Origin of the sequence: Endozoicomonas sp. NE40 (assembly GCF_040549045.1) — a bacterium.
Classification (GTDB): domain Bacteria; phylum Pseudomonadota; class Gammaproteobacteria; order Pseudomonadales; family Endozoicomonadaceae; genus Endozoicomonas_A; species Endozoicomonas_A lisbonensis.
Map to the genome: position 1 here is coordinate 4,208,890 of NZ_JBEWTB010000002.1, position 21,524 is coordinate 4,230,413.

The window sequence follows — 21,524 nt, forward strand, 5'->3', positions numbered from 1 at the left end:
GTTTGTCTCTCTGCCTGTTTTCTGGTTTGTTTCCTGGGAGCCTATTCTCGGACAGGCTCCTAGCTTGCGTCTGTGTAAGCCTGCTTGTGAGTCTTCTTGTAAGTCTCGTGTAATCGTAGCCAGCGTTCTGGTACGTTTTGCAGGTAGACGGAAACATAAAATTACGCACCTGTCCTTCGACTTTTTCTATAATTGCCTGAGTTTTTTCTGGACACGACCCAAAGCAATCATGGATAAACTTGCATTTATCTTCCCGGGCCAGGGATCACAGTCAGTCGGCATGCTGGCTGAACATATCGAAACGCCTGTCGTACAGCAGACCTTTGCGGAAGCTTCCGAAGTACTGGGCTTTGACCTGCTCAGCCTGATAACAGAAGGTCCTGCCGACGTTTTAAACCAGACTGAAAATACCCAGCCTGCGCTGCTGACGGCCAGTGTTGCCCTGTGGCGTTTATGGGAACAGAAGTCTGATGGCATCAAACCTGCCTTCATGGCCGGACACAGTCTGGGCGAGTACTCGGCGCTGGTCTGCGCGGGTGCCATGGAGTTTGTAGACGCCGTACGTATTGTGCGTCAGCGTGGCCTGTTTATGCAGGAAGCTGTACCTCAGGGGACAGGTGCCATGGCAGCGGTACTGGGCCTGGATGATGACGCAGTACTGGAGGTCTGTGCCGCAGCGGCTCAGGGTGAAGTGGTTGAAGCCGTGAACTTCAACTCTCCGGGACAGGTCGTTATTGCCGGTCATGTTAAGGCGGTTGAGCGTGCAGCGGGGCTGGCGAAAGAGGCGGGAGCCAAGCGTGCCATGTTGTTGCCCGTCAGTGTACCTTCCCATTGCGCCCTGATGAAGCCGGCTGCCGAAAAGCTGGCGACAGAATTGCAGTCCGTTGAGCTGAAGGCGCCCGAAATACCAGTGATTCACAATGTGACGGCTGATACGTGTTCTGATCCGGATCAGATTCGCAGCAATCTGGTGGCGCAGTTATACAGTCCTGTTCGCTGGGTAGAAACCATCAGCCGTTTCAGCGAGTCAGGTGTGGCGCGTTTTGTTGAGTGCGGTCCGGGCAAGGTGCTGGCTGGTTTGAACAAGCGTATTGTTCGTCGCACCCCGGTGTCTGTGCTGGAATCGGCGGCAGCTTTTGATGAGCTGCTGGCAGAATAATGATTAATGACTCAGGACGCGAAAGTATGTCTGATTTTGAAGGGAAAGTAGCACTTGTTACGGGTGCCAGCCGGGGGATTGGCCGGGCGATTGCACTGGAACTGGGGCGAAAGGGTGCCATTGTTGTAGGTACTGCGACCACTGACAGTGGTGCTGAGAAGATTTCTGCCACCTTTGATGATGCTGATATTCGCGGCTGTGGCATGGCGTTGAATGTGACTTCGGCGGATGATTGCGTAGCGGTTGTGAAAGCGGTGACTGAAGAATTTGGCGCGCCGCAGATTCTGGTGAACAATGCCGGTATCACCCGTGACAATATTCTGATGCGTATGAAGGATGACGAGTGGGCGTCGGTGATCGACACCAATCTGAACGCCATTTATCGCATGAGTAAGGCAGTACTGCGCGGTATGACAAAAGCCCGCTGGGGTCGCATTATCAATATCAGCTCTGTGGTGGGTTCCATGGGTAATGGTGGTCAGTCCAACTACGCGGCTACCAAGGCAGCGGCTGAAGGCTTTGCCCGGTCACTGGCTAAAGAAGTGGGTTCCCGTAATATTACGGTGAACTCAGTGGCGCCAGGGTTTATCGACACGGATATGACCAAAGAGTTGCCAGAAGCTCAGCGTGAGGCGCTGCAGAGCCAGATTCCGGCGGCGCGCCTCGGACAGCCGGAAGAAATCGCTGCTGCCGTAGCTTTTCTGGCCAGCGAGCCAGCCGGTTACATCACCGGAGAAACGCTGCATGTAAATGGCGGCATGTACATGGGTTAAAGTGTTTGGCTATAAGCATTTGGCTGCACTGAATTGTTGAATAACCAGACAATGGTTTGATAATTCACCGGTTGCACTGAAAAGTGTTTGTAACCGGTCGTCAGTGAGTGCAAAATTAGCGCACCAATTTGAAACAAATGTCTCGATTTACGGTAAATCCACAGGGCTTGGCTTGAAATTACCGTAATCGATCATATAAAGTAACTGACCGCGATGCCGGGCTCTTTTTGGCATCGCTATCGAATATCGACAGGAGCACAACTAGGTTATGAGCACCATTGAAGAGCGCGTCAAAAAGATCGTTTGCGAACAGCTTGGCGTAAAAGAAGAGGAAGTCACCATCAGTGCGTCTTTCGTAGAGGATCTGGGCGCGGACTCTCTGGACACTGTTGAGCTGGTGATGGCTCTGGAAGAGGAATTCGAAACTGAGATTCCTGATGAAGAAGCTGAGAAAATCACCACTGTTCAGGAAGCTATCGACTACGTCGTAGCCCACTCCTGATCAAGTCCTGGTTGCATGCCAATAAAAACCGCACACATTGATTTGTGTGCGGTTTTTGTTTTTCGTGGTGTGTAAGTCGCCAGTCAGTAACATTTTAAAAACATAAATTATTCTTCATTTCTGGTGAAATCAGATTTCAACAAACTTGAATTACGCTGTTCCCAACCCATGCAGCTGCAAAGGGTTTGTAAAACAGCAAATAAGGTTTTTTAAAAAAGTATTTCCGGGAGGTTGGTCTTGTCACACAGAAGAGTCGTTGTTACTGGTCTTGGTACTTTGTGTCCAGTGGGTATCGGTGTGGCCCAGAGCTGGCAATCAGTGCTGGCGGGGCAGAGTGGTATTCATGCCATTGAGCATCTGGATACTGAAAACTACAGCGTCAAAATCTGCGGTACGGTGAAAAATTTTCAGGCCGGGGATTTTATGAATCCCAAAGATGCCCGCAAAATGGACGTGTTTATACAGTACGGTATGGTGGCAGGAATTGAGGCGATCAAAGATGCCGGGCTGGATACAGAAGGACTTATTACGGAGGACAACGCCCACCGCTATGGTGTGGCTATTGGTTCCGGAATTGGTGGTCTGACCACGATTGAGAATAACTACGATACCCTGCAGAAAAGCGGACCGCGTCGTATTTCCCCGTTTTTTATTCCTGCCGCCATTATTAATATGGCAGCGGGCTGGCTCTCCATGACCTACAACCTTCAGGGACCTAATTTCGCCACCTCGACTGCCTGCGCCAGTGGGTCTCACTCCATTGGGCTGGCAGCCAGGACTATTGCTTACGGCGATGCTGACGTGATGGTGGCTGGCGGTACTGAAAAAGGTTCTTCTGCACTGGGAATGACCGGTTTCGCAGCAGCCCGGGCATTGTCGAGCCGAAACGATGAGCCGGAGCTGGCCAGTCGCCCCTGGGATAAAGACCGGGACGGCTTTGTATTGGGCGATGGTGCAGCCGTTGTGGTGTTGGAAGAGTATGAACATGCCGTTCGTCGTGGTGCAACTATTTATGCAGAACTCAGTGGTGTTGGCATGAGTGGCGATGCTCATCATATGACATCTCCACCTGAAGACGGTCGTGGTGCTGCCCGGGCCATGCAGTCGGCTCTTGATGATGCGGGCCTGAAACCTGACCAAGTGTCGTATATTAACGCGCACGGTACTTCAACGCCTGTGGGGGATATTGCTGAAACCCGGGCGATTCATAAAGTGTTTGGTGCTCATGCCCATAAACTGGCGATAAGTTCTACCAAGTCGATGACCGGACATCTGCTCGGTGCTGCCGGCTCGCTGGAAGCGGTTTTTGCCATTAAGTCTTTGCGGGAACAGCTGGCTCCTCCCACGATTAATCTGGTGAATCCTGACGAAGCCTGTGACCTGGATTATGTGCCGGATACATTCCGCAGGATTCAGGCTGAGCATGTGCTGACCAATTCATTTGGTTTTGGTGGCACCAATATTACTCTGGCATTCTCCAGGCTGAATTAATTTTTACTGATGACAACAGATTTTTGGGTTGATGGTGAGCCTGTCAGCAGCATACCGGTGACTGACCGGGGGCTGGCTTACGGGGATGGGCTGTTTGAAACGGTTCGGGTTATAAAACGTGACCTTACGTTGCCAGAGTTGCACTGGCAGAGACTGGAAAACAGCCTGAACCGACTGGATATAGCGGTCGATATTGAGCTGCTGATGAGTGAGGTGGCGACTTTCCTGTCGCTACAGTCGTCACCTGACGGGGTGTTAAAAGTACTGATCACCCGGGGTAGCGGCGGCCGTGGTTATAATCCGGCGGGCTGTTCCGGGGCGAGGCGGATTCTCTCTTTTCATGCTCTGCCGAAGCATCCGGACAGTAATCGCAATGCCGGTATCACCCTTTATCCCTGCTCAGCTCGCCTTGGTCATAATAGTCTGGCGGGAATGAAACACCTGAATCGTCTGGAAAACGTACTGGCAAGGGCTGAGTGGGGCGGTACAGAGTTTCAGGAAGGGTTAATGCTGGATCTGGATGGTTTGCTGGTTGAAGGTACAATGTCCAACCTGTTTCTGGTTAAAAATGGTACTCTATACACCCCGGCGTTGGATCGTTGCGGGGTAAGCGGCGTTTGTCGTGAATTTATTTTGCGTCAGGCATCTGGCTGGGGAATATCGGTTATGGTTCAAGAACTGGACGAGCCGGCTCTGCTGGATGCTGATGAAGTGTTTGTTTGTAACAGTGTTAACGGAGTCTGGCCTGTTGCCCGCTACAGGGATATCAGCTGGCAGGTGGGTGTGGTAACGGCAACCGTCAGGGATCGTGTTCTGGAAGTATTGAATGGTTAGGAAGTTACTGCTGGGGGTCTTCAGCGGGTTTTTTACATTGATTTTATTGGCGGGTCTGGCCTGGATGAGCCTGAACTGGTACGCCGAACAGCCTCTGAGAGAGAATCCGGATGAGGTGCTGGAGTTTACCATTCGTCCTGGTGATTCCCTGATTCGCGTTGCCAGCCGTCTGTCCGATGCAGGCTGGATTGAGTATCCCCAGGTGATGAGGCTGCTGGCGCGTATTGATAATGTGGCCGGTGGTATTCACGCCGGTGACTATCTGATTCCCGGTGGTATCAACAAGCATGAGCTGTTGCAGATGTTTGTCAGCGGCGATGTACGTTATTACGAGGTGGTGCTGGTTGAAGGCTCTACGGTGGGTGAAGCGTTACAGGCGCTGAACGGGCATGAAAAATTGTCACAGCCTCTGGATGACGATGCTTTGCAAAAGTTGCTGGCAGAGCTGGACATTGAAGGTAATCCGGAAGGACAGTTCTACCCCGATACTTACTTTTTTGAGTCCGGGGACACGGTTGAGTCGGTTCTTCGCCGGGCGAATGCTCGTATGAGCAGTGTGCTGTCAGAAGAGTGGGAAGCCAGAAGTGATGATCTGCCTTATGAAACCCCTTACGAGGCGTTAATCATGGCGTCGCTGATTGAAAAAGAAACTGGTGCAGAGTGGGAACGTCCGGAAATATCCGGTGTCTTTGTCCGTCGTCTGGGCAAGCGTATGCGCCTGCAGACCGACCCTACGGTGATTTACGGGATGGGTGATCGTTATCAGGGGCGCCTGACCCGTCGCATGTTGCGCGAAGATACGCCCTACAACACGTATACACGACACGGCTTGCCTCCGACGCCTATTGCCCTGGCAGGGCGGGAAGCGATCAATGCTGCATTAAATCCGAAAGACGGTACAACGCTTTATTTCGTTGCCAGGGGTGACGGGACGCATCATTTTTCAGAAACACTGGCGGAACATAATCGCGCCGTGCGAAAGTATCAAATAGTTGAACGCAGAGGGGACTATCGTTCGACCCTGGAGGCACAGTAATGGCATCAGCCAACACAGGATTTTTTCTGACCATTGAAGGTTGCGAAGGTGCAGGTAAAACCACGGCGGTAAATGTGATTAAGCAGTGGCTGGACAGTCGCGGCATTGAGTTTACAGAAACCCGTGAACCGGGTGGTACGCCGATGGCTGAAAATCTGCGCGGGTTGTTGCTGGATCATGGTGATGAGCAGGTTGCGGATATTACCGAACTGCTGTTGATGTTTGCAGCCCGTTCCCAGAACCTTTTCCACAACATTGAACCGGCGCTGGAGCGTGGCCAGGTGGTGTTGTGTGACCGCTTCACCGATGCCACCTTTGCTTATCAGGGCGGAGGCCGGCAGCTGGATGTTCAGCAGATTGCAACCCTTGAAACCCTGGTGCAGGGCGAACGCCGCCCGGATATGACCGTTCTGCTGGATGTTGAACCGAAAGTGGGGCTGGCGCGTGCTCGTCATCGTGCCATGGAGCAGGGCGGCAAACTGGATCGCATCGAACAGGAAGCGATGGATTTCTTTAACCGTGTGCGTAACACCTATCTGGAACGAGCCCGGCAATTCCCGGAACAGTTTGAAGTGATTGATGCCGGACAGCCGCTGGAAGCAGTTAAAGCGCAGTTGATTAAGGCGCTGGAGCGTCGGCTGGGAGATCGTTGATGGCTGATAACTGGAACCCGTTGCCCTGGCAGGACGGTCTGTGGCGGCAGATGGTGACCCGCAGCCAGCGTGACACGCTGGCGCATGCTTACCTGCTGCGGGGCATGACGGGTGTGGGCAAGTTCCAGTTTGCCAGGGCGCTGGCTGCTTATCTGCTGTGCAAATCTCCGGCACAGTTTCGGCACTGTGGTCACTGCAAGGAGTGTGAGCTGCTGAAAGCCGGTACTCATCCTGACATTGCGATTATAGAACCGGATGAGCCGGGCAGGCCGATTCGTATTGATAAAATCCGCAGGTTAACTGAGTTTGCCCATAAAACGGCGCAGCAGGGTGGACGGAGAGTGATCATTATGAACCCGGCTGAAGCGATGAATGTGAACGCTGCCAATGCGCTGCTGAAGTGTCTGGAAGAGCCTGGTGAAGACACTCTGTTCCTGCTGGTCAGTGCTCGTGCTGGCGATATGTTGCCCACCATTCGCAGCCGCTGTCAGCAGCTGATGTTTCCCTGTCCTGATCGTGTGTCAGCCCTGAACTGGCTGGGTCAGTGCCTGGATGAAAGCCTGTCATCCGGAACCCTGCTGGATCTGGTCGGTGGTGCGCCACTGGAGGCAAGACGGTTTGCGGAGCAGGGTGTGCTTGATAAACGACAGGGGTTGGTGAAAGGGGTGAAAGGGCTGTTAAAAGGCGAGCGATCCCCGGTGGAACTGGCTAAGGAATGGCAGGACGCAGATCTGGTGCTGACCCTCAGCTGGCTGGGAAGCTGGCTGGATGATGCGGTTAAAGTGAGTCTTGCAGGCAGTGATGCCACTGGGTTGCGTAATCAGGATCTGCTCAAGATGCTGGACTATATTGCCGGTAAATCGCCTTCAAGGCGGATACTGGAGACGCGGGACTGGTTGATAAAACAGCGGCAATCCCTGCTGGAGGGGGGCAACCTGAATGCGCAGATGTTGATGGAAGGGGTGTTCTGCCGATACCTTGATTTAGTCGTCTGAATCCCGGTGCTTCAGGCGGTCTCAAACACTATGAGCTAAAAAGAACAATAAGAGAGGAAAGCCATAATGAACCGTGGGAAAGGTGGGATGTCAGGGATTTTGTCCCTGACTATTAAGGACTCTTCCTCGCTTTATGCGTCCTATATGCCGTATATCTCCGGAGGCGGTCTGTTTATACCAACGTCCCGTTCTTACCAGTTGGGTGATGAGGTGTTTATCCGGCTGTCGCTGATGGATGAGCCTGAAAAAATCCCGGTTCCGGGGAAAGTGATCTGGGTAACGCCTGTCGGCGCTCAGGGCGGACGGGAAGCGGGGATTGGTGTTCAGTTTACCGACCCTACCGACGCTGTTCGCTCTAAAATTGAAACGTACCTGACGGGCTCGCTGCAATCGGATCGGCCCAACAGTACGATGTGACTCCTCTTTATTTTTGATGGCTGTTTTTTGATCATAAATCTCTTAAACTACAGCTTATTCATGTGGATTTAGATGATTTATGTTGATTGACTCTCATTGCCACCTCGACCGGCTGAAGCTGGATCAATACGATGGCGATCTTGATCGTGCTGTGCAGGCGGCCCGTGACGCGGGTGTGGAAAGGATGCTGTGTATCGGTATTGATATGGACAATGCCGGTGCAGTTGTTGATATTGCCAGCCGTTACGACGATGTCTTTGCTTCTGTCGGTGTTCATCCTCTGGAAAAAGATAAGCCTGAACCTTCGCTGGAGCAGCTGGTTCATCTGGCCAGTGATAATCATGTTGTTGCTATCGGTGAAACGGGTCTGGATTACTATTATTCCAAAGACAACATTCCAACTCAGCAACAGCGTTTTATCACTCATCTGGAAGCAGCCAGACAGTGCTCTCTGCCTGTGATTATTCATACCCGTGACGCCCGTGAAGATACTCTGGCGCTGCTGGATGAGCATGCTGATCAAGAATGTTCAGGTGTTCTGCACTGTTTTACCGAAAGCTGGGATATGGCGAAAGCGGCCATGGATATGAATTTTTATATCTCTGTTTCCGGCATTGTGACTTTCCGCAATGCTGACGCTCTGCGCGATGTGGTTAGAAAAATGCCTATGGATCGGCTGTTGATTGAAACTGATTCACCCTATCTGGCTCCGGTACCTCACCGGGGTAAATCCAACGAACCAAAATATCTGCCGGATGTCGCAAGGTTTGTGGCTTCGCTTAAAGGTGTTTCCGAAGAAACTCTTATTCAGAAGACGGCGGAAAACTTTTTTAAACTGTTTTCTCTGGCAAGCTGATTCATTAAGTCCTGCATGACCTTGCCTGTTCCGGGCAGGGTTAATTATGCCCTGAGTTATCCTGCCTGAATTTGTTTTTCCTGATGGTAAAAAATCGTCTACTCTTCTTTCGTCAATAACACATCCAATTCATTATTCGACTCTGTATAAATACTCTATCTCAGGGTGAAGAGGGACAGTGAATGACAATAAATATTCGTCATACCGGACGTTTTCTGTTTTTTGCAGCTTTGTTGTTAAAAGCGGTGATTTCTGAGGGTAGTGACTATCAGCATTCTTGTTTAATTGAAGAAATGAGTGCCACGGTTATTACAACTACCGGGGAAGCTAATGGCCCCTTTGAGCACCCGGTAAGGTATGTAGTGACGCCAGATCAGGAGTGGCTTGATGGATTTGATTTAAGCCTGGAGGCTGACTGGTCCGGGATTATGCCTCTAAAAATTTTGCTTGGGAAAGGTGCTAATAACAAACAGTCCGATATTGCGCTGCAATCCGCCATTAAGCGAATGGGTGAGGTTATTGAAAGTAGTGTTGGTCGTACTGTTCCGGAAGTATTGTCAGCACCTGATCAGAAAGGTGAGAGGCATGTTCATACAAAAGCAGCTGTGGATTATATTTTCCAGGATACCTTTCAGCCCGTTGGTAAACGCACAAATCGTGTACTCATTGAAACAAGATTGCGAGTAAGTTTGCATGATAATAAACATAGCTTCGGTAATATTTGGTTAATGGTTCAACCCAGCTCCGACAAAACAAGAGGGATTGGTTTTCTTGTCGCTTATCTCGATCAGGGTATTTATCTGCTAATTCATGAGCATGGTTTTAAATTTCTTGATCTTGCTGGCTTTGGAAAGCTGGTTGAAGTAACAGCTGAGAGCAACTATACGTGGCAAAGTGCAACTTTGGCTCCAAAGCCAAAGCCAGTGACGTGGAGTCAATTGCTCTATTTTTTATCCGGTTACCTGCCATCAGCAAATAATATTACCAAGTTGATAAGTGAGCCTGCGGTATATGCCACCATTGTTGCTCTAGGTGTTGGTGCCTATCGGGCTAAGAGGATTTACTCCGCCTTATCAGGTTCTAATATAGCGGCGGCTGCCCATGGGCAGTCTGAAGTTAAAAAACCTAAAGCTAAAAAACCTAAAGCTAAAAAAGCTAAAAAAGCTAAAAAAGCTAAACCTAAAGCTAATAAAAATATTTATTTAAAACCAGATGGCAGGGAGGGAAGCTGTGAAGAATATTGTCGAAGTGATGGTCCTCAGTGTCAGTCTGATCAAAAACAGCAGGAGGAACAACTCAGGCAGCAGCAGGAGGCAGAACGACTCAGACAGCAAGAGCGTATTTCGCAGCTACGTTCGGATATTACAACTCAGGCAATAAATGCGGAGCTGGATATGGCTGAAGAGCGCCCTTCCCAGAATCGGGAGCAGCAGCTTCGGAGCGTTCTTGTTACAACGTTATTGAATACAAGGTTGGACTCTGGATGGACAATCGAAGAGCTGGTTGCCGCAATATTCGAAAATCCCGATGAGTTGCAGTTGAAAAGACTTCGATGGATATTCAGGCCGGGTGACGAGGTTCCAGCAAAACTCAAGCTCTTTAAACGAGCGCTGGAAGAGACCAGGTGGTAATAACCTGGTGAAAAAGGTTCTCTCTCTGGTGGGGCATAGAAAAATGCCCCTCCTAAGTTGCTCTCTGCGGTAAGAAAAACCGACGCTTCAAGATATCAGGCACCAAAGAAAATTGCACCAATGACACCTGAGACCAGTATCAACAAAACCGGCTCCAGTTTCGACCAGCAGGTTCTGGTCAGATAGCAGCCGCCAGCGATCAGTAACCCTTTGGCTGCTGTCATCCATTGCCCTTCATTAAGGCTGGCATACAGGGTGTCGCTGGCAATCAGCCAGCCTGCATAGAAAATCAGCGCCATGGCGGCGGACTTGATGCCAAAGAAAAAAGCGTTTTTCCAGGGGTTGTCCTTCAGGCGGCTTAAAACGGTGGTCAATGCCAGAATAACCAGCACAGAGGGTAATGCCAGTGCAGTAGTAGCCACTATCGCCCCGGCCCAGCCAGCTGCGCTGCTGCCGACATAACTGGCCATATTCACGGCAATGGGGCCGGGTGTCATCTGGGAAACCGCGACAATGTCCATGAATTCGCTCTGGGTCATCCAGCCATGCTTCTCAACTTCAGTCAGGTACATGGGGATCATTGCCAGGCCGCCGCCAAAGCTGAGCAAGCCGATTCGGAAGAAGGCAAAAAACAGATTAATAAAGACCATGGCTTACTGACTCCCTTTTGCCACTGTATTCTGATCCGGCAGAGCGTTACCGGCGTATAAGCTCATGCCTACAGCACCGCCCACAAGAATTATCATCAGTGGGTGTACGGGTGTCAGCAGCAGGGCAAGGAATGCTGCGGAAAAAAGAGCACGCCCCAGTGCGGTGGTTACGTTGGAACAGAGCATTTTGACTGCTGCATGAAAAATCAGGGCAGCAACGGCATAACGCATTCCCAGAAAAGCCCCCTGCAACCAGGGCAGGTTCAGCCAGACAGGCAGGTAGCTGGCAAGAAAGCCAACGATCAGCAGTGGCGGCAGAACTACCGCAGCAGAAGCGGTAACAGCGCCGGGAATACCCGCCATGCGTCGTCCAACAAAGGTAGCAGCGTTTATGGCAATGGTGCCGGGAGTGATCTGGGCGATCGCTGTGATTTCCAGCAACTCCTCGCCGGTCATCCATTCATTGTTTTCTACCAGCTCCTGTTCGAGCAGTGCCATCATGGCGTAACCACCACCAAAGGTGACTGCGCCCAGTCTAAAAAAAGTTAAAAACAGTTTCAGCAGCATGAATTGTTCTGATGTCGTCATGAAAGAGGGGAGGGAATTATATAGATGAAGGGAGTAAAAGGGAGTGACGAGAATCAAGCATTGTTTTTGCACTGCTCGCTTATTTGTTTAAAGGGCGGTGTTTGGGCAAATGCTATTTGTAACGGTGTTGTGTTTACGATTGTTTCTTTTCTGTACAGAAGTTAAGCGTAAGGCACAGTTAATGATCGTACATTTCCTGAAAAGTTAAAATGAAAAGTAAATAATATGTCAATCAGAGGCATGAGGAGTATGGAATATCACGGCCAGTCTCTTTATAATTGCGCGACCATTTTTCCATGGTGAATTGATAAAAGACAGACAGGGACGACAGGCAGATTTTTTGAACCCCTTTTTTGGCATCCTTTTGGAACGATAGTCAGGAACGATTGACTGATTATTGAGGCAGGGCGCGTAACGACAGGCTGTAGTACCGGAGCAACGATAGTACCGGGGCAAAGATAGTACCAGACCGTCGCTAGTCTCAGCGCAACAGTAGTCTCAGTGCAACAAAAGCTGAAGTGGATTAGGTGTGAATAAAAAAAGCGTCTACAGCCCTGAAAATGCGGCGAAAGACTCCTCCCCGGATTTAATGTGGGCAGAGTCTTTTTTTGCGTACTGGTCAGGGCTTTGATCAAAACACGTGTTCAGGCAAGTGTTGTTAAAACAAGTGTTGCTCAAACAAGTGCTGTTCTAGCGAGGATTGGTTGTCATTTGTCGTTCATCGGAGAGGCGGGTTATTCCTGACCTGAAAATTGATTGATTAGGCGAAAGGTATGATCAAAATCAAACAGGGGCTGGATCTCCCGATTTCAGGATCGCCTGAACAGACCATTACAGAGGGCCGAGCGGTACGCTCCGTCGCTGTGATCGGTTCTGACTACGTAGGCATGAAGCCTACGATGGCGATCGCTGCTGGAGATCGAGTTAAAAAAGGGCAACTGCTCTTTACCGACAAAAAAACACCAGGAGTGCGTTACACCGCTCCTGCCAGTGGCACCATTGCTGCTGTGAACCGTGGTGAAAAGCGTGTTCTTCAGTCTGTTGTAATCGATATCGATGGCAACGAAGAAGAAACCTTTACTGCCTACAAAACTGAAGAGCTGGCTGGTCTGACTGCCGAGCAGGTTCAGGAGAACCTGAACGAGTCCGGTCTGTGGACTGCACTGCGCACCCGTCCGTTCAGCAAAGTGCCTGAGCTGGGTTCCCGTCCGAACTCTGTCTTTGTGACCGCTATCGACACTCACCCTCTGGCAGCAAACCCGGAAGTGGTTATCGCTGAGCACAAGGAAGCGTTTGAGACCGGTATCACTGTTCTGGGCAAACTGAGCGGCGGCAAGATCTTCCTGTGTAAAGCACCGGGCGCACGCATTCCTGCGAGCATCGCTACTGCTGAAGAGTTCGACGGTCCTCACCCTGCAGGTCTGGCTGGTACTCACATCCATTTCCTGGACCCTGTGAGCGCTAACAAGACTGTCTGGACCATTAGCTATCAGGACGTCATCGCTGTCGGCAAACTGTTTACCACCGGTAAATTGTTTACTGACCGTGTCGTTGCCCTGGCCGGTCCACAGGTTGAAAAGCCACGTCTGGTTCGCACCCGTCTGGGCGCCAACACCGACGAGCTGACCGCTGGCGAAATGAAAGCCGGTACCAACCGTGTGATTTCCGGTTCCGTATTCGGTGGCCGTACCGCTGAAGGCGCTTTTGCTTTCCTGGGTCGTTACCACAACCAGCTGTCCGTTCTGGAAAACAGCGATGAGCGTCTGTTCCTCGGCTGGGCTAATCCAACGGTTAAGCGTCACTCTGTACTGAAAGTGCTGTTCGGTCGTAAGAATCTGGACTTCACGACTACAACCAACGGTGGCGAGCGTGCCATGGTTCCGGTTGGTCAGTATGAAAAAGTGATGCCTCTGGATGTTCTGGCGACTCAGCTGCTGCGTGCCATTGTGGTAGGCGACACTGAGCAGGCTCAGAAACTGGGCGCGCTGGAACTGGACGAAGAAGATTTGTCCCTGTGCTCTTATGTGTGCGCGGGCAAGTACGAGTACGGTCCGATCCTGCGTGACAACCTGACTCGTATTGAAGTGGAGGGCTGATCCGTCATGGCACTCAGAAAAATCCTTGACTCTCTCGAGCCCCACTTTACCAAAGGTGGTCAGTACGAGAAGTTTTACGCACTGTTTGAAGCGGCAGACTCTCTGTTCTACTCCGTTCCAAACAAAACTCACAACACTTCCCACGTTCGCGACGCAGTTGACCTGAAGCGTATGATGGGTATCGTCTGGTTCTGTGCCTTCCCTGCCATGTTCTTTGGTATGTGGAACATCGGTTACCAGGCGAACACTGCCATTGCCGGTGGTCTGGCTGCGCCATCTGACTGGCACGGCTGGATCATCAACCTGCTGGCGGGTCATAACCCGGCAAGCCTGTGGGACAACATGGTCTACGGTGCCGCGTACTTCCTGCCGGTTTACATTGTGACCTTTGCGGCCGGTGTATCTCTGGGAAATCCTGTTCGCGATCACCCGCAAGCACGAAGTCAACGAAGGTTTCTTCGTTACCTCTATCCTGTTTGCCCTGATCGTTCCACCTTCGATTCCTCTGTGGCAGGTAGCCCTGGGTATTTCCTTCGGTGTTGTCATCGGTAAGGAAGTATTCGGTGGTACCGGTAAGAACTTCCTGAACCCGGCCCTGACAGGTCGTGCGTTCCTGTTCTTTGCTTATCCGGCACAGATTTCCGGTGACCTGGTATGGACAGCCGTTGACGGTTTCTCCGGTGCGACAGCACTGAGCGTTGCCCAGCAGGGCGGTGTGGAAGCTCTGTCTCACATGATGACCTGGACTCAGGCATTCATCGGTACCATGCAGGGTTCCATGGGTGAAACCTCTACTCTGGCGATCTTCCTTGGTGGCGCGGTTCTGCTGTTTACCGGCATCGCTTCCTGGAGAATTGTGGCAGGTACCATGCTGGGCATGATCGCGACTGCGACCCTGTTCAACCTGATCGGTTCCGATACCAACGCCATGTTCGCTCTGCCGTGGTACTGGCACCTGGTACTGGGCGGCTTTGCCTTTGGTCTGATTTTCATGACCACTGACCCGGTTTCCGCGTCAATGACTAACACGGGTCGCTGGTTCTACGGTGCCCTGATCGGTGTCATGGTGATCCTGATTCGTACTGTTAACCCGGCTTATCCGGAAGGTATGATGCTGGCTATCCTGTTCGCCAACCTGTTTGCGCCGCTGATTGACCACTTTGTGGTTGAAGCCAACATCAAGCGTAGGGAGGCTCGTGCCTGATGGGTAACGATTCTATTAAAAAGACCCTGCTGGTCACCATCCTGCTGTCTCTGGCCTGCTCTATCGTGGTGTCATTTGCAGCGGTGTCCCTGAAGCCAATTCAGGATCAGAACGTCGTTCTGGACGTACAGCGTAACATTCTGAGCATTTCCGGTCTGGCGCAAAACGCCAAGTCACTGGATGCTGCAGAGGTTGAGAAACTGTACGCACAGGTGAGACCTGCTCTGGTTGACCTGAAAACCGGTAAATACGTTCAGGCTTCCGAAAAGGAAATTGCTGCTTACGATCAGCGTGCTGCGGCGAAAGATCCGGCTGAGTCCCGTGCTCTGAAAGGTTCTCAGGACATTGCCAGCATCAACCGTCAGGCCAATGTTGCCAAGGTTTACCTGATTGAGAAAGACGGTAAAACGGAAAGCATCATGCTGCCAGTACACGGCTATGGTCTGTGGTCTACCATGTACGGCTTCCTGGCCCTGGACATCAACGACCTGGACACTGTCGTAGGTTTTGGTTTCTACGATCAGGCGGAAACTCCGGGTCTGGGTGGTGAAGTTGACAACCCAACCTGGAAAGGTCGCTGGCCTGGCAAGAAGGTATACGACACCAAGGGTGACGTGGCTCTGCACGTAATCAAGGGCGCTGTTGATCCTTCCAACCCGAATGCGTCTGAGCAGATCGATGGTCTGGCAGGTGCAACCCTGACCGCGAATGGCGTGTCCAACCTGCTCCAGTTCTGGATGGGTGACCAGGGCTTCAAGCCATTCCTGACTAACCTGAAAGCGGGAGATGCGTAATGGCTGAGAAGGCTAAAGACATCCTGCTGGAACCGGTCGTAAAAAATAACCCGGTAACGCTGCAGATCCTTGGTATCTGTTCTGCGCTGGCGGTGACCACCAGCATGCAGGTGAGTCTGGTAATGGCGATTGCTGTAATCGCCGTATGTACCTGCTCTAACCTCGTGGTATCCCTGATCCGTAACCACATTCCTAACAGTATTCGAATCATCTGTCAGATGACCGTTATTGCTTCTCTGGTAATCGTGGTTGATCAGGTACTGAAAGCTTACGCTTACGACATCTCCAAGCAGCTGTCGGTATTCGTAGGTCTTATCATCACCAACTGTATCGTTATGGGTCGTGCGGAAGCCTTCGCCATGAAGAACGGTCCTCAACTGTCCGCTCTGGACGGTTTTGGTAACGGTCTGGGTTACGGTGCGGTTCTGCTGGTGGTTGCATTCTTCCGTGAGCTGTTCGGTGCGGGCAACCTGTTTGGTATTGAAATCATGCAGACCGTGAACAATGGTGGCTGGTACGTACCAAACGGTCTGATGCTGCTGGCGCCCAGTGCGTTCTTCCTGATCGGTCTGCTGATCTGGGCGATTCGTACTTACGATGCCAGGCAGATTGAAGAGCCTGAATTCAAGATGGCTCCTAATTCTAAGTTCAGCGAGGCGCACTAAACCGTGGAACATTTCATCTCACTTTTTGTGAAAGCAGTGTTCGTGGAAAACATGGCGCTGGCTTTCTTCCTGGGTATGTGTACCTTCCTGGCGGTGTCCAAGCAGGTTAAAACATCCCTGGGTCTGGGTGTAGCGGTAACCGCTGTACTGGCCATCACTGTACCGGTAAACAACCTGATCTATCAGAACGTGCTGCGCGAAGGCGCGCTGGTAGCAGGCGTTGACCTGAGCTTCCTGGGCCTGATCACTTACATCGGTGTGATCGCGGCCCTGGTACAGATCCTGGAAATGTTCCTGGATAAATATGTACCGGCTCTCTACAACGCCCTGGGTGTGTTCCTGCCGTTGATCACCGTAAACTGCGCGATCATGGGTGCTTCCCTGTTCATGGTACAGCGTGAGTACGATCTGGCTGAATCTGTTGTGTTCGGTCTGGGTTCTGGTGTGGGCTGGGCGCTGGCAATCGCTGCGCTGGCAGGTATCCGCGAAAAGCTGAAGTACAGCGACGTGCCTGCAGGTCTGCGTGGTCTGGGCATCACCTTCATCACTGTTGGTCTGATGTCCCTGGGCTTCCTGTCCTTCTCTGGCATTCAGCTGTAAGAGGATCGCGTAAGTTATGGATTTAAACATTATTTATGGCGTAGCCATTTTTACCGTGATCGTGCTGACGCTCGTAGCGGTAATTCTGGCAGCTCGCTCCAAGCTGGTAAGCACCGGTGATGTCACCATCGACATCAACGAAGACCCGGAAAAAGCAGTAACGACACCTGCCGGTGGCAAGCTGTTGACTACTCTGGCCGGCTCCGGTGTATTCCTGCCTTCCGCCTGTGGCGGTGGTGGTACCTGTGCGCAGTGTACCTGTAAGGTTCTGGACGGTGGCGGTGAAATGCTGCCAACCGAACGCGCTCACTTCACCAAGCGTGAAGAAAAGGAAGGCTGGCGTCTGGCGTGTCAGGTTGCTGTAAAACAGGACATGAAGATCGAAGTTGAAGAAGAGCTGTTCGGTGTTAAGAAGTGGGAGTGCGAGGTTGTTTCCAACGACAACCAGGCGACTTTCATTAAAGAGCTGGTTCTGAAGCTGCCTGAAGGCGAAGACGTTAACTTCCGCGCCGGTGGTTACGTTCAGCTGGAATGTCCTCCGCACGAAGTTCACTACAAGGACTTCGAGATTCAGGAAGAGTACCGTGGCGACTGGGACAAGTTCGACCAGTGGAAGTACACCTCCAAGGTAGACGAAACCACTATCCGTGCTTACTCTATGGCGAACTATCCGGAAGAGAAGGGTCTGTTGAAGTTCAACATCCGTATCGCTTCTCCACCTCCGGGTCAGGATCACCTGCCACCGGGCAAGATGTCCTCTTACGTCTTCAACCTGAAGCCAGGCGACAAGATGGCTGTATACGGACCATTCGGTGAGTTCTTTGCGAAGGACACCGACGCCGAAATGGTATTCGTTGGTGGTGGTGCGGGTATGGCGCCAATGCGCTCCCATATCTTCGATCAGCTGAAGCGTCTGTCTTCCAAGCGTAAGATCTCTTTCTGGTACGGTGCACGTTCCCTGCGTGAAGCGTTCTACGTAGAAGAGTTCGACAAACTGGCTGAAGAAAATGAAAACTTCACCTGGCATCTGGCGCTGTCCGATCCTCTGCCTGAGGACAACTGGACAGGCTACACCGGCTTCATTCATCAGGTACTGCTGGACAACTACCTGAGCAAGCATGAAGCACCTGAAGACTGCGAATTCTACATGTGTGGACCACCCATGATGAACCAGGCAGTCATCAAGATGCTGGAAGACCAGGGCGTTGAGCCTGAAAACATTCTGCTGGACGACTTTGGCGGTTAAGCTGAAGGCTTTGATGGTTTATCCATCCGTCTGACGACAGAAGATGTTTAGAAAATGCCGGGGGCTGCAAAGCTTCCGGCATTTTTTGTTATAAGACCTGCAAGCAACTGGAATTTGAAAAGCTTCATCACCATGAACTATGTTTCAGTAGTTCGGAGCTAGTCGGTTTTCCAGGATGTCTGCTTTAAACGACAATGATACCCAGTCAATCAGTCCTTTTGAATTCAAGGACCAACTGCTTAATATTGCTTCCTCTCATGCCGATCGCATGATGCTGAATGCCGGGCGAGGCAACCCCAATTTTCTTGCGATTGCACCCAGGCGGGCTTTTCTGCAACTGGGGGAATTTGCCCTGCAGGAAGCGGAGCGGTCTTACTCCTACCTGAACAGCGGTTTTGGGGGGTTGCCTGAAACGGATGGCATGTTGCAGCGTTTTGAGGTGTTTCGCCATAACCATGAAGACGCTGATGGCATGCGCTTTATTCAGGCGGCGCTGTCTCTGGTTAAGGATCAGCTGGGCATATTGCCTGAACAACTGCTGGCTGAGATGGTCAATGCCTCGCTGGGCTGTTATTACCCGCAGCCAATGGCGATGCTGCAATACTTTGAGCCGGTAGTAAAGGCTTACCTTCGGCAGGAGTTGTGCAACGGGTTGAAAGCCGGTGGTGATTTTCACCTGTTTGCTACCGAAGGTGGCACGGCCGCCATGAGCTATATTTTTCAGTCATTGCATGCCAACGGTTTGCTGTTAGCAGGCGACAAGATAGCACTGCTGACTCCGATTTTTACGCCCTATCTCGAGATTCCGGAACTGGCTGATTACCAGCTGCATATAGTTGAGCTGGAAGCAGACGAGGAAAATAATTGGCAGTTGTCGTGTGATGAACTCTGTAAACTGAATGATCCTGATATTAAGCTGCTCTGCCTTGTCAATCCCAGCAATCCACCCTCTGTTGCCCTGAGTCAGTCATCACTTCAGGAGATCACGCGCCTGATCCAGACTGTACGGCAGGACTTGTTGGTGGTGACGGATGATGTTTATGCAACCTTTGCAGACAGTTTTGTATCCTTGTTTGCCACCTGTCCGCGCAATACTCTGTGTGTTTACTCTTTTTCCAAGTTCTTTGGGGCAACAGGCTGGCGGTTGGGGGTGATTGCCCTGCATGAAGATACGGTTTATGACCAGTTGTTGCAGGATCAGGGCGGCAATGAAGCCAATGGGGGAGTAAACGCCCGCTACGCTTCTATATCTTCTGAACCGGCGAAGTTGTCGTTCCTTGAGCGACTGGTGGCGGACAGCCGTTCGGTGGCTTTGCATCACAGTGCAGGGCTGTCGGCGCCACAGCAATTGCAGATGACACTGTTTGCCCTGAGCAGCCTGATTGACAGTGAAGGCCACTATCAACGCGGTGCCAAGCGGCTGATTCGTTCCCGTTATCAAACCCTTTACCAGAATATCGGTTTTCCGGAGGAGCCGGAGGAATGCATTGTGGGTTATTACACACTGCTGGATCTGGAGCTGCTGGCCAGTCGGCTGCATGGTCAGGCTTTTGCCGACTGGTTTCTGGGACGTCACAGCTGTGCAGAGTTTCTTTTCCGACTGGCTGATGAAACGGGTATTGTACTGTTACCTGCTGCTGGTTTTGATGTGCGTGTCCCTGCGGTGCGGGTTTCGCTCGCCAATCTGACCATTGCTAATTATGCTGCTATTGGTCAGTTTGCCCGGCAGGTGCTGGATGAGTTTTTTCAGGAGTATTGTCAGGAGCGGGATCACTCTCTGAATTGTTGACTGTCGTATCGGGTAGCTCAGTTATGACAGAACATGTATCGACTGACTGGATAATCAGGTTTAATTGATTATCGTTGCCCTTACACATGAAACCTTGATAACCACAGACATGCTTTATACTCAGTGAGCAAATCTGAACGTTTGTTGATCAAGAGAGTGCTTGCCATTCGTTTTATTGTCATTGGAGCTGCTTATGGTCTGGGTTCAGCTGGTTGTCGTTCTGTTGTGTATTTATCTGGGTTCCCGTCTGGGTAGTATCGGTGTTGGTTTTGCTGGCGCCATTGGCGTTCTGATTCTCACGCTGGGTTTGGGTCTTGAGCCTGGTGCTATTCCTGTTGACGTTATCCTCATCATTATGACCGTTATTGGTGCTGTTGCTTCCATACAGGTCGCGGGCGGTTTGGACTGGCTGGTTAAAAGAGCAGAGATGATTCTGCGCAGCCAGCCCAGATACATCACCATTCTGGCACCAGCAGTCACTTATTTTATGACGTTGCTGGCTGGCACGGGGCATACTGCCTTTTCAACATTGCCGGTTATCGCTGAGGTGGCTAAAGAAAATGGTGTGCGCCCATCCCGACCATTAAGTATTGCGGTAATCGCCTCTCAGGTTGCGATTACCGCATCGCCGGTATCTGCTGCTATTGTTGTCTTCAGTGATTTTCTGGAACCCTACAATGTGGGCTATCTGGACTTACTGGCGATCTCTATTCCTACTTCTTTTCTGGCGGTTATGCTGACGGCCTGTGTCTGCAATTTTCTGGGCCTGGACCTTGAAAAAGACGATATCTATCAGGAGCGTCTGGCAGCGGGCCTGATCAGAAAGCGTCAGCATGATGAGCGGGCAACCCCGAAAGTCACAGCAGGTCTTTCAGTTCTTATTTTTGCGATCAGTATTCTGGCTGTGGTGATTTATGCAACAGTCATCAGTCCGACGGTTGGGCTGATTGAAAATCCGATTTTGTCCCGTGATTCAGCCATTATGCTGTTTATGATGTTTGCCGCCTGCATGATTGTCATACTGTGTAAGATTGATACCAACGATATTATTAAGGCTCAGACGTTCAGGTCCGGTATGAGTGCTGCAATGTGTGTACTGGGTGTTGCATGGCTGGGTAATACGTTTGTGGGGGCTCACATTGATAGTATTCAGGCGATGGCTGGTGATATTCTGGCTGGTTACCCGTGGCTACTGGCGGTGACTCTGTTCTTTGCTTCCATGCTGCTGTATTCACAGGCTGCTACAACCCGGGCGCTGATGCCTGCTGCCCTGGCTCTGGTTGATCCGGTAACTGCTATTGCCTCTTTCGCTGCGGTATCAGCCCTGTTTGTACTGCCGACCTACCCGACACTGCTGGCTGCGGTTGAGATGGATGAAACAGGCTCTACACGAATTGGCAAACTGGTGTTTAACCATCCGTTCTTCCTGCCGGGAACCCTGTGTATCACGCTGTGTGTGTCGTTTGGTTTTGTGCTTGCCCCGATAGTTATCTGACGATAGTTATCTGATTTTACTCCGGCCTGATAGCAGAAAGCCCCGGAAAC

20 protein-coding genes and 1 pseudogene are annotated in these 21,524 nt (G+C 51.3%); 19 read left to right on the plus strand and 2 right to left on the minus strand.

Going from position 1 to position 21,524, the window contains the following annotated elements:
* The first annotated feature begins 229 nt into the window (after positions 1–229).
* The 11 genes from fabD (at position 230) to V5J35_RS20145 (ending at position 10,347) form a co-directional block, all read left to right on the plus strand.
* Positions 230–1,159 (plus strand): ACP S-malonyltransferase, encoded by a 930-nt coding sequence (gene fabD / locus V5J35_RS20095; RefSeq protein ID WP_354008839.1) that lies wholly within the window; start codon positions 230–232, stop codon positions 1,157–1,159.
* A 26-nt stretch (positions 1,160–1,185) separates the two neighbouring features.
* Positions 1,186–1,932, plus strand: coding sequence for a 3-oxoacyl-ACP reductase FabG (gene fabG, locus V5J35_RS20100; protein ID WP_354008840.1), 747 nt, complete (start codon positions 1,186–1,188; stop codon positions 1,930–1,932).
* A 268-nt stretch (positions 1,933–2,200) separates the two neighbouring features.
* The gene (acpP, locus tag V5J35_RS20105) at positions 2,201–2,434 is read left to right on the plus strand and encodes an acyl carrier protein (protein ID WP_354008841.1); all 234 of its coding nucleotides are present in this window, start codon (positions 2,201–2,203) and stop codon (positions 2,432–2,434) included.
* A gap of 237 nt (positions 2,435–2,671) precedes the next feature.
* On the plus strand, positions 2,672–3,925 hold the full coding sequence (gene fabF, locus V5J35_RS20110; protein ID WP_354008842.1) for a beta-ketoacyl-ACP synthase II: 1,254 nt from the start codon (positions 2,672–2,674) through the stop codon (positions 3,923–3,925).
* Between the two features lie 9 nt (positions 3,926–3,934).
* Complete coding sequence (gene pabC / locus V5J35_RS20115) at positions 3,935–4,759, plus strand: aminodeoxychorismate lyase (protein ID WP_354008843.1); 825 nt, start codon at positions 3,935–3,937, stop codon at positions 4,757–4,759.
* Positions 4,752–5,795: an endolytic transglycosylase MltG gene (gene mltG, locus V5J35_RS20120; protein WP_354008844.1), complete on the plus strand. Its 1,044-nt coding sequence runs from the start codon at positions 4,752–4,754 to the stop codon at positions 5,793–5,795. The genes pabC and mltG overlap by 8 nt, the downstream gene beginning before the upstream one ends.
* The gene (gene tmk / locus V5J35_RS20125) at positions 5,795–6,448 is read left to right on the plus strand and encodes a dTMP kinase (protein WP_354008845.1); all 654 of its coding nucleotides are present in this window, start codon (positions 5,795–5,797) and stop codon (positions 6,446–6,448) included. The genes mltG and tmk overlap by 1 nt, the downstream gene beginning before the upstream one ends.
* Positions 6,448–7,443: a DNA polymerase III subunit delta' gene (locus tag V5J35_RS20130; RefSeq protein ID WP_354008846.1), complete on the plus strand. Its 996-nt coding sequence runs from the start codon at positions 6,448–6,450 to the stop codon at positions 7,441–7,443. Before tmk ends, V5J35_RS20130 begins: the two co-directional genes overlap by 1 nt.
* A 66-nt stretch (positions 7,444–7,509) precedes the next feature.
* Positions 7,510–7,860: a PilZ domain-containing protein gene (locus V5J35_RS20135; protein ID WP_354008847.1), complete on the plus strand. Its 351-nt coding sequence runs from the start codon at positions 7,510–7,512 to the stop codon at positions 7,858–7,860.
* A 79-nt stretch (positions 7,861–7,939) separates the two neighbouring features.
* A complete protein-coding gene (locus V5J35_RS20140; RefSeq protein WP_354008848.1) occupies positions 7,940–8,716 on the plus strand; it encodes a TatD family hydrolase in 777 nt (258 codons plus the stop codon).
* Between the two features lie 182 nt (positions 8,717–8,898).
* The gene (locus V5J35_RS20145) at positions 8,899–10,347 is read left to right on the plus strand and encodes a hypothetical protein (protein ID WP_354008849.1); all 1,449 of its coding nucleotides are present in this window, start codon (positions 8,899–8,901) and stop codon (positions 10,345–10,347) included.
* Between the two features lie 95 nt (positions 10,348–10,442).
* Here V5J35_RS20145 and V5J35_RS20150 read toward each other — a convergent pair whose 3' ends face one another.
* Positions 10,443–10,997 (minus strand): chromate transporter, encoded by a 555-nt coding sequence (locus V5J35_RS20150; protein WP_354008850.1) that lies wholly within the window; start codon positions 10,995–10,997, stop codon positions 10,443–10,445.
* A 3-nt stretch (positions 10,998–11,000) separates the two neighbouring features.
* Positions 11,001–11,564: a chromate transporter gene (locus tag V5J35_RS20155; RefSeq protein ID WP_354008851.1), complete on the minus strand. Its 564-nt coding sequence runs from the start codon at positions 11,562–11,564 to the stop codon at positions 11,001–11,003.
* 794 nt (positions 11,565–12,358) lie between these two features.
* Here V5J35_RS20155 and V5J35_RS20160 point away from each other — a divergent pair.
* The 8 genes and pseudogenes from V5J35_RS20160 (at position 12,359) to V5J35_RS20195 (ending at position 21,474) form a co-directional block, all read left to right on the plus strand.
* A complete protein-coding gene (locus V5J35_RS20160; protein WP_354008852.1) occupies positions 12,359–13,681 on the plus strand; it encodes a Na(+)-translocating NADH-quinone reductase subunit A in 1,323 nt (440 codons plus the stop codon).
* 6 nt (positions 13,682–13,687) lie between these two features.
* A pseudogene (locus V5J35_RS20165) lies at positions 13,688–14,885 on the plus strand (NADH:ubiquinone reductase (Na(+)-transporting) subunit B).
* Positions 14,885–15,679 (plus strand): Na(+)-translocating NADH-quinone reductase subunit C, encoded by a 795-nt coding sequence (locus V5J35_RS20170; RefSeq protein WP_354008854.1) that lies wholly within the window; start codon positions 14,885–14,887, stop codon positions 15,677–15,679. The pseudogene V5J35_RS20165 and the gene V5J35_RS20170 overlap by 1 nt, the downstream one beginning before the upstream one ends.
* Positions 15,679–16,344, plus strand: a complete 666-nt coding sequence (locus V5J35_RS20175) for an NADH:ubiquinone reductase (Na(+)-transporting) subunit D (protein WP_354008855.1) — start codon at positions 15,679–15,681, stop codon at positions 16,342–16,344. Before V5J35_RS20170 ends, V5J35_RS20175 begins: the two co-directional genes overlap by 1 nt.
* A 3-nt stretch (positions 16,345–16,347) precedes the next feature.
* A complete protein-coding gene (nqrE, locus tag V5J35_RS20180; protein ID WP_354008856.1) occupies positions 16,348–16,944 on the plus strand; it encodes an NADH:ubiquinone reductase (Na(+)-transporting) subunit E in 597 nt (198 codons plus the stop codon).
* Between the two features lie 16 nt (positions 16,945–16,960).
* Positions 16,961–18,190, plus strand: a complete 1,230-nt coding sequence (nqrF, locus tag V5J35_RS20185) for an NADH:ubiquinone reductase (Na(+)-transporting) subunit F (protein WP_354008857.1) — start codon at positions 16,961–16,963, stop codon at positions 18,188–18,190.
* 175 nt (positions 18,191–18,365) lie between these two features.
* Entirely contained in the window at positions 18,366–19,979 is a 1,614-nt protein-coding gene (locus V5J35_RS20190) for a bifunctional aspartate transaminase/aspartate 4-decarboxylase (RefSeq protein WP_354008858.1), read from the plus strand.
* A gap of 193 nt (positions 19,980–20,172) precedes the next feature.
* Positions 20,173–21,474 (plus strand): anaerobic C4-dicarboxylate transporter, encoded by a 1,302-nt coding sequence (locus V5J35_RS20195; protein ID WP_354008859.1) that lies wholly within the window; start codon positions 20,173–20,175, stop codon positions 21,472–21,474.
* The last annotated feature ends 50 nt before the right edge of the window (positions 21,475–21,524 follow it).